This is a genomic window from Sphingobacterium litopenaei (genome assembly GCF_014692495.1).
GTDB lineage: Bacteria > Bacteroidota > Bacteroidia > Sphingobacteriales > Sphingobacteriaceae > Sphingobacterium > Sphingobacterium litopenaei.
Map to the genome: position 1 here is coordinate 20,861 of NZ_JACOIJ010000040.1, position 7,116 is coordinate 27,976.

Genomic DNA, 7,116 nt, shown 5'->3' on the forward strand with positions numbered 1-7,116 from the left:
TAGAGCAACGAAACAAAATGCTTTGAATATTGTTTTTATTATTAATCAATATTCAAAGCATTTTTTATGAGGCCAGTTTGGAAATGGGTTATTGGGGTAATCGCCACTATCATTGTTATCCTTGTGTCTGTAATCTGGTATTACAGCCGTAATTGGAAGCCAATCGTAGAAACAAAACTTAAAGAAATAGTCCAAAATTCTACCAATGGTCTTTATTCTCTTCATTATAACGATTTGGATTTAAATATAGGTTTGGGAAATGCAACACTCTATAATGCTGAATTGATTCCTGATTCTGCTATTTATCAGCAGCTCATTCGGACCAAAGAAGCTCCAAATAATCGTTTTCATATTAAGCTAAGTAAGCTGAAAATCCGTCGTTTCAATTTGATGGATGTACTTTCGAATAAAAAACTCAACATTAAGTCTATTTCTTTTGAAGATCCTAGCATTCATTTAATGAGTGAGTATCACGAGTTCAATGATACTGTACGTACAGAGCCCAAAAAGACCTTGTACGAAAGTGTAAAAGAAGTATTTACCTCTATTAATGTGCGAGAAATCGATATTGATAATGTAAAATTCAAGTATACTAAGTATGAGGAAGGCAACATGAGCAATTTTGATTTTGAAAAAGTGAAAATTAAAGTTCATGATGTCTTGATTGATGAAACGTCGCTGCGTGACACTTCAAGATTGTACTATACGAAGATGGTGGATGTGGAAATTCCCAATTTTGAGTATGATCTGCCTGATGGATTTTATCGAGCTAAATTTAAAGGGTTAAAAATTAATACGCGCGATCAGAACCTCTTAATGACTGGCGTTGATTTTAGGCCAAAAATGAGTAAGGCTAATTTCTACAAGCATAAAAAGCAAAATGTAACAATGGCCGAACTCAAATTTGACACGTTGCGCGTGGAACGTTTGAATTTTCAAGCTTTAATTGATTATCAGCAGACTATAGCTTGGAAAGTACAGTTGAAAAATGGTTCGGTGGATCTGCACGCTGACAAGCGTTATCCTAAATATCCTATCATTAAAATTGGTCAATCTCCGCACCAAAAATTGTTGAAACTCAAAAAACTCTTGCGCTTAGATACGGTGGTGGTTGATAACGTATCCTTAGTTTACCATGAGATGAGTGGGAAGTATTTTAGAGAAGGCTCCATTAGTTTTAATGGCGTAAATGGATTGATTACGAATGTGACCAATGACATAACAGCTCTTAAAAAAGATAAATTTATGCGAGCTGATCTACGGGCTAAGATTATGAATTCGGGCAATATACATGCAAAATTTGGGTTTGACATGTTGAGTAAAACAGGCTATCATACTTATAGTGGTACGGTAGGAAGCATGAAAGCTACTGCCTTTAATCGCATATTGACTCCTTTACTGAATGTGGAAATTGCTTCAGGCAATATCAAAAAAGTGGCTTTCAACATGGAAGGTACCGACCATAAAAACTGGGGTGATTTTCGATTTGATTATGATGACCTAAAGATCAGCCTACTAAATAAGAAGAAGGATGAAAATGGCGAACAATCCTCTAAAAAGGTCGTTTCTTTCTTGATTAATGAGCTTTTAATCAATGATAGTAATCCCGATAAAAAAGGTGTCTATACAGTCGCTAAGGTAAATTATACACGTGTGCCTGAGCATACTTTTTTCAAAACCTTATGGCAAAGCTTATTGGACGGGATAAAACAATGTGCGGGTATTAGTGAAGAAAGAGAAGCGCGATTGATGGGAGCTGCTGACACAGGGAAAAAGGTGGTGGAGAAAGGAAAGGATATAGTCGAAGGAGCTAAAGAGGTTGGCAAAAAAACAGGCAATTTTATCAAAGGACTTTTCAAGAAAAAAGATAAATCCGAAGAGGATTCTGAACAGTAAGTGCTTATAAAGCGAAGTATATTACTATGTTTGTAAGATGGAATCCATTGCAAGTTTTCTAAAATTTGTTTTCCGCTATCGCAAAGGTATAGTCGACAAGATCATGTTCTATGTAAGTATGATCTGTGCGCTTACCGTTATTGTCCATGTGGGCTACATTACCAACCCTGATGTGGCTATATATACCAAAAAATCTATTTTTTGCATGTTTTATGGATTATTTCTGCTGGAATTAATCCGTACGGGCTCGTCTATTTATGCAAGTAGACGTATCAATGTTTCGCAATATTCTGGTGTTGTCGTGGTCGCTTGTTTGACTTTCATTATGTTGGCGAGATTAAGCGGATGGAGTTTTTTAGCTTACTTCGCAAGGGAAGAATGGATGTATTTTGGGATTGGAGTTATTTTTCTCTCCGAACTCTCTAAAAGCAGTTTATTTTTCGACAATTTCTACTTCAATCCTACCATATTATTTGTTATCAGTTTTATCGGGTTAATCTTGATAGGCACTTTGCTTTTGATGTTGCCAAGAACGACTTTGCATGCGCCATTGAGTTTTATGGATGCCTTATTTATGGCAACAAGTGCTGTTTGCATTACAGGTCTTACCGTTTCGGATATTTCTACAAATTTTTCTTTATTTGGTCAAAGTGTCATTATGGTGCTTATTCAAGTTGGTGGTTTGGGAATCATGACTTTTACAGGTTTTTTTGGATATTTCTTCTCGGGAGGGTTTTCTTTCAAAAATCAATTAATGTTTGGAGAGATTTTAGGCGAGAATAAATTGAATTCTGTGATTTCCACCTTGTTGACCATTATTTCTATTACTTTACTATTCGAATTCATAGGCGCGGCCTTTATTTTCTTTTCATTGGATTCGGCTCATTTTGACAATGTCGGACAACAGGTTTTCTTTTCTGTTTTTCATTCGATTTCCTCTTTTTGTAATTCGGGATTTACAATTCTTCAGGATGGTATTGGAAACATAAACTATAGATTTAATTATGGCTTTCAAATCGTCTTAGCATTGATTTTTGTTTTAGGGGGAATGGGATTCGGAACAGTTTATAATTTCTATACCTATGTCAAATCCCAATTAAAAGCTTTGTTTAGTGCTATCGTAGAAAAAAGACCCTTTAAACATAAAGCGCAGCAATTTTCATTCAATACTAAATTCATCGTGTTGTGTAATATGATTGTTCTCTTTTTAGCAACGGTATCTTATTACTTGATGGAACAAAAATTTACTTTATCCGAGGATAAAAGCGCAGTGGGGGAATGGGTGACTTCATTTTTTATGGCGAATGCGTCGCGCTCTGCAGGATTCAATAGCGTGAATATTAGTTTTGTCAATATTCCTACGCTCATCATGATTACGACGCTGATGTGGATTGGTGTAGCGCCAGGCTCGACAGGTGGAGGTGTAAAAGTAACGACTATAGCTTTAGCTTTTATGAATATTATTGCCTTGGCAAGAGGAAAAGATTCAATCGAAATTTTTAGAAGAAAAATCGCTTCTGAGTCCATCAATAAAGCCTTTGCTATCATTATTCTATCGGTGTTGACCATTACATTTTCCTTTATTTTATTGAATGTAACCGATCCAGATAAGGAAATGATTCCCTTGTTATTTGAGTCTGTCTCAGCTTATACGACTTGTGGATTAAGTATGGGCGTAACACAATCTCTAAGTGCAGCAGGCAAATTCATTATCATTGTCACCATGTTTGTCGGCCGTGTCGGTATGCTTACCTTATTGGTTGCATTTATTAAGAATACTAAAAACAAAAGTTATATTTATCCTACTGAAAAGCTAATGTTTTAGCTTTCAAAATTGATTTTAAGATGAAATATATCGTATTAGGGTTGGGGCATTTTGGTCGTTCATTAGCTATACATTTGACTGAATTAGGTCACGAAGTAATAGCAGCGGACAAAAGCATTCAAATTGTCGAGCAATTAAAAGATAAAATCACACATACTGTGTGTCTGGATACTACTGATCGCGAAGCTGTTAGTTCTTTGCCGTTAAAGGACTGTGATGCGCTTGTGGTGGCAATTGGAGAAGATGAAGGCTCTTCCTTGATGACTACTGCTTTGGTCAAACAACTTGGCGTAAAACGTATAATCGGTCGTGTCGTTTCTGATTTACAACGTACTGTAATGGAAGCCATGCAAATCGACGAGTATATTATGCCTGAAGAAGAGGCTGCCGAACGATTAGCTATGCGTTTGGACAATATAGATATTGTCGATTCATTCAAAGTTTCAGATCGTTATTCTATTATCGAAACTAAAGTTCCAAATAAATATGTCGGTATGACATTGCAGGAAGCAAATCTGACAAACAAATATAAAGTGATCGTGCTGACTACCGTCAAAGTCTCCGATGGCTTGCACAAAGAAGCTTCGGGTATTGCTAAATCGGATACAGTACTACGTGAAAATGACTTGTTAGTTCTTTTCGGAGAATTGTCCGATATTAAAAAGTTGATTGAAAAAGGAAATTAATATAGAACACAGCGTAATTATTAAAATCAATTCTATATTTTTGGACTTTGACATAAAAAAATAACCGCTAAATTATTCATGAAAAATTGGTTTAAGCAAAATTCCTCACACTTAATCGTTATTGCAATATTTTTTGCATTGGTGTTTTTCTACTTTTCGCCAGTATGGCAAGGAAAGGCACTTTCACAACATGACGTAGTGCAAGCTATGGGAAGCCAGAAAGAGCTTTTTGATTTTAAAGCTCAGGATGGAAAAGCTCCACAATGGACAAATTCTATGTTTGGCGGTATGCCAACATTTCAAATCTGGTATCACCATACTTATAATGTTGCCACATACATCAGCAATGGCATTAAAGCTATATTCCCATTACCTGCGGATATTATTTTAATTTATTTACTAGGCGGCTATTTCTTGTTAAGTGTATTGCGTATCAAACCATGGTTAGCTGCTGTAGGAGCGATTGCTATTACCTTTTCATCTTATAATTTCATTTATATCGAAGCGGGACACGTTAATAAAGCCTATGCAATTGCCTATTTAGCTCCGATTATTGGTGCGGTTATCATGTGTTATCGCGGTAATAAGTTTTGGGGTTCGATATTGCTAGCCTTATTCTTGGCATTAGAAATCCGAACCAATCACGTTCAGATGACCTATTACTTGTTTATTGCATTATTAGTATACGTTGGATTTGAATTGTATTACGCAATTCGCGATAAAAAATTGCCAGAATTTGCAAAAAATACGGCTGTTCAGGTAGGAGCTGTGTTAGTCGCTGTTGCTGTTAATGCAACTGTTTTATTCCCAACTTACGAATACAGTAAATTAACTACACGTGGCAAAGCCAATATTTCTAAAACGGAGGATGGCGGCACTACTGGAGGTTTGGATAAAGAATATGCCTACGCTTGGAGCCAAGGAATTGGAGAGAATTTAACTTTTATTATTCCTAATGCGTACGGTGGTAAATCAAATGGCGTATTGGACGAAAAATCTAATTCGTACAAATACTTGACAAGCATAGGTGTCCCAGCAAATCAAGCTTTACCATTTACACAATATTTACCCACATATTGGGGAGAAAAATCATTTACTTCAGGTCCGTGGTACTTTGGAGTAGGCGTTTTTGCTCTGTTTATTTTAGGGTTATTTATTGTAAAGGATAGACTTAAATGGTGGATTCTGGCGGCTACAGTTTTAACTTTACTATTGTCATTTGGTAAGCATTTTACACTAATCTCTGATTTGTTCTTCGATTATTTCCCGATGTACAACAAGTTCAGAGCTGTGGAGTCCATCTTAATTATTCCATCTATTTTAATTCCATTATTAGCGGTTTTAGCAGTTCATGAGCTTATTACACGGAAGGATGAAATCGTAGATTTGGACAAAAAAGTTCTTTACAGTTTTGGTGCTGTAGCTGCGATTTGTTTGATTGTTGCAGTAATGCCAAGTATTTTGGATTTAAAAAATTCAGAACATCAAAATTTCGTAGCAATGCTTGGTCAGCAAACTGGTGATGCAGGTATGGCGAATCAATTGGCGGATGCCTTAGTAAAAGATAGAGCGGATTTGGCTTCAGCTGATGCATGGCGATCGTTCTTTATTGTGGTTCTTGTCTTTGCTCTTGTCTTTGCTTTCATCAAGAAAAAATTATCTTCTACTGCTTTAATTGTAGTAATTGGTGTAGTTACTTTGGTTGATTTATGGACTGTAGATAAGCGTTATTTAAATAATGATACTTTCGTTGATAAGTCTTCGTTAAATAGACCTATTGAAGAGAGAGAAGTAGATCAATTAGTTAAAATTGATAAAGATCCAAGCTACCGTGTGTTGGATTTAACAACTAATCCTTTCTCAGATGCCAAAGCTTCTTATTTCCACAAAAGTTTAGGTGGTTATCACGCAGCTAAGTTGATGCGTTTCCAAGAAATATTAGAGCACCAGTTTAATGGAGCAATTAATGAAGATGTGTTGGATATGTTTAATGTGCGTTATCTGATTACAAAAGATCCTCAAAATAATGTAGATCGTATTCAAAGACGCTCCACAGCAGCTGGTAATGCTTGGTTTGTAGATAAAGTAACTTTTGTAAAAGATAACAATCAGGAGATGCAAGCGATCAATAGCTTTGATCCTTCTAAAGAAGCTTTTGTACACGAAGAATTCAAAAGCAAAATTGATGAGAAGCGTCTTCGCTTAGCGAATAATGCTACAATCAAATTGACTTCGTATCACCCAGACAAAATGGAATATGAATACTCAGCACCGAATGATGTGTTTGCGGTATTCTCAGAAGTATACTACGATAAAGGTTGGAAAGCATATGTTGATGGGGAAGAAGTTCCAATTTTGAGAGCAGATTATATTCTTCGTGCGTTGCAATTACCAGGAGGAAATCACAAAGTAGAATTTGTATTTGATCCTCCAATAGTGAAAGTAAGCAATATTATTTCCTTAATTGGATCGATTGTTCTCGTATTAGGCTTAGCAGCGGGAATATTCTTAACTTATAGAAAGAAACAAAAAACAGCATAAAAATTAAGGGCTTTTCATTCTGGACTGCCCCCCAAAAGTTAGACAAATTTAAGCAATGTTCTTGATATAATGAGCTCTGTATTCTACAGGGCTCATTCCGTTTAAATTTGATTTAATTCTTACCTTGTTATAGTAATTGATATAATTTATTATTTCTTTTTTTAACTC

The 7,116-nt window shown here is 35.8% G+C and carries 5 protein-coding genes; 4 read left to right on the top strand and 1 reads right to left on the bottom strand.

Features of this window, described 5'->3' with window-relative positions; genetic code table 11:
- The first annotated feature begins 66 nt into the window (after positions 1–66).
- From H8B04_RS14935 to H8B04_RS14950, 4 genes are all read left to right on the top strand, one after another.
- Complete coding sequence (locus tag H8B04_RS14935) at positions 67–1,896, top strand: AsmA family protein (protein ID WP_190302852.1); 1,830 nt, start codon at positions 67–69, stop codon at positions 1,894–1,896.
- A 37-nt stretch (positions 1,897–1,933) separates the two neighbouring features.
- Positions 1,934–3,721, top strand: a complete 1,788-nt coding sequence (locus H8B04_RS14940; protein WP_206366871.1) for a TrkH family potassium uptake protein — start codon at positions 1,934–1,936, stop codon at positions 3,719–3,721.
- Positions 3,722–3,741: 20 nt separating this feature from the next.
- A complete protein-coding gene (locus H8B04_RS14945; protein WP_165291409.1) occupies positions 3,742–4,407 on the top strand; it encodes a potassium channel family protein in 666 nt (221 codons plus the stop codon).
- Between the two features lie 78 nt (positions 4,408–4,485).
- Positions 4,486–6,948 (top strand): YfhO family protein, encoded by a 2,463-nt coding sequence (locus H8B04_RS14950; RefSeq protein WP_190302853.1) that lies wholly within the window; start codon positions 4,486–4,488, stop codon positions 6,946–6,948.
- Positions 6,949–6,996: 48 nt separating this feature from the next.
- Here the strand turns inward: H8B04_RS14950 and H8B04_RS14955 are convergent.
- The coding region (locus tag H8B04_RS14955; protein WP_190302854.1) for an IS3 family transposase at positions 6,997–7,116 on the bottom strand (120 nt) is incomplete at its 5' end.

Coding starts and splice junctions, on each gene's coding strand:
- H8B04_RS14935 (WP_190302852.1), top strand. CDS start 67: ATGAGGCCAGTTTGGAAATGGGTTATTGGGGTAATCGCCACTATCATT.
- H8B04_RS14940 (WP_206366871.1), top strand. CDS start 1,934: ATGGAATCCATTGCAAGTTTTCTAAAATTTGTTTTCCGCTATCGCAAA.
- H8B04_RS14945 (WP_165291409.1), top strand. CDS start 3,742: ATGAAATATATCGTATTAGGGTTGGGGCATTTTGGTCGTTCATTAGCT.
- H8B04_RS14950 (WP_190302853.1), top strand. CDS start 4,486: ATGAAAAATTGGTTTAAGCAAAATTCCTCACACTTAATCGTTATTGCA.